At 68.8% G+C, this 1,494-nt stretch carries 1 protein-coding gene; it reads right to left on the reverse strand.

Annotated features, from left to right (window positions below; translation table 11 throughout):
• On the reverse strand, positions 1–1,494 hold a 1,494-nt coding region (ilvA, locus tag D1Y85_RS26830), incomplete at both ends, for a threonine ammonia-lyase, biosynthetic (RefSeq protein ID WP_425466991.1).

Below are 1,494 nucleotides of genomic sequence, written 5' to 3' on the forward strand. Positions count from 1 at the left end.
AGAAACAACCGGTACGCCGGATTGTGCGTCTCTTCCCAGTACGGATAACCGAGCGTAGCAAGAAAGCGGCGGAATTCGGCATCGTCGGCGGTGGGCACCTGGATGCCCACGAGGATCGAGCTATAGTCCGCGCCCTGGTTGCGGTAGTGGAACAGGCTGATGTTCCAGTCCGGCGCCATCGACGACAGGAACCGCATCAGCGCGCCCGGCCGCTCCGGAAACTCGAAGCGGAACAGCCGCTCGTCGTGCGCCAGCGGCGAGCGCCCGCCCACCATGTAGCGCACGTGCTGCTTCGAGAGTTCGTCGGCGGTGAGGTCCACGCTCGGGAAGCCGTGCTCGACGAACGTCTGCGCAATCTGCGCCGACTCGCCCCGGTGGCGGATCTGCACGCCCACGAAGATGTGCGCGCGCTCGGCATCCGCGATGCGGTAGTTGAACTCCGTCACGCTGCGCGTGCCCACCAGTTCGCAGAACCGCCGGAAGCTGCCGCGCTCCTCGGGGATCGTCACCGCGAACACCGCCTCGCGCGCCTCGCCCACTTCCGCGCGCTCGGCCACGAAGCGCATGCGGTCGAAGTTCATGTTCGCCCCCGAGGTCACCGCCACCAGCGTCTGGTTCGCGATGCCCTCACGCTCCACGTAGCGCTTGGCCGCCGCCACGGCCAGCGCCCCCGCCGGCTCCAGCACGCTGCGCGTGTCCTGGAACACATCCTTGATCGCCGCGCACAGCGCGTCCGTGTCGACGGTGATGACCTCGTCCAGATACGCGTGGCACAGCCGGAACGTCTCCTCGCCCACGAGCTTGACCGCCGTGCCGTCCGAGAACAGGCCCACCTCCGAGAGTTCGACACGCCGCCCCGCCGCGATCGACTGCGCCATCGCGCACGAATCGTCGGTCTGCACGCCGATCACGCGGATCTCCGGGCGCACCGCCTTCACATAGGCGGCGATACCCGCGGCGAGTCCGCCGCCGCCGATCGGCACGAAGATCGCATGAATCGGGGCCTGATGCTGGCTCAGGATCTCCATCGCGACCGTGCCCTGGCCGGCGATCACCTCGGGGTCATCGAACGGATGCACGAAGGTCAGGCCCCGCTCCTGCTGCAGACGCACGGCGTGAGCGTAGGCGTCGCTGTAGGATTCGCCCGCCTGCACGACCTCGACGGTCGGCCCGCCATGGGCGCGCACGGCGTCGACCTTGACCTGGGGGGTGGTCACCGGCACGCAGATCACGGCGCGCACGCCGAGTCTGGCCGCCGACAGCGCCACGCCCTGGGCGTGATTGCCCGCCGAGGCGGTGATCACGCCGCGCTCGAGCTGCGCGGGCGTGAGGTGCGCCATCTTGTTGTAGGCGCCGCGCAGCTTGAAGGAAAACACCGGCTGGTTGTCCTCGCGCTTCAGGTAGACGGCGTTGCCAAGGCGCGCCGAGAGGTTCGGCGCGCGCTCCAGCTCGGTCTCGCGGGCGACGTCGTAGACGCGGGCGGTGAGGATTTTC

Source organism: Paraburkholderia dinghuensis, assembly GCF_003837865.1.
GTDB classification, from domain to species: Bacteria; Pseudomonadota; Gammaproteobacteria; order Burkholderiales; family Burkholderiaceae; genus Paraburkholderia; species Paraburkholderia dinghuensis.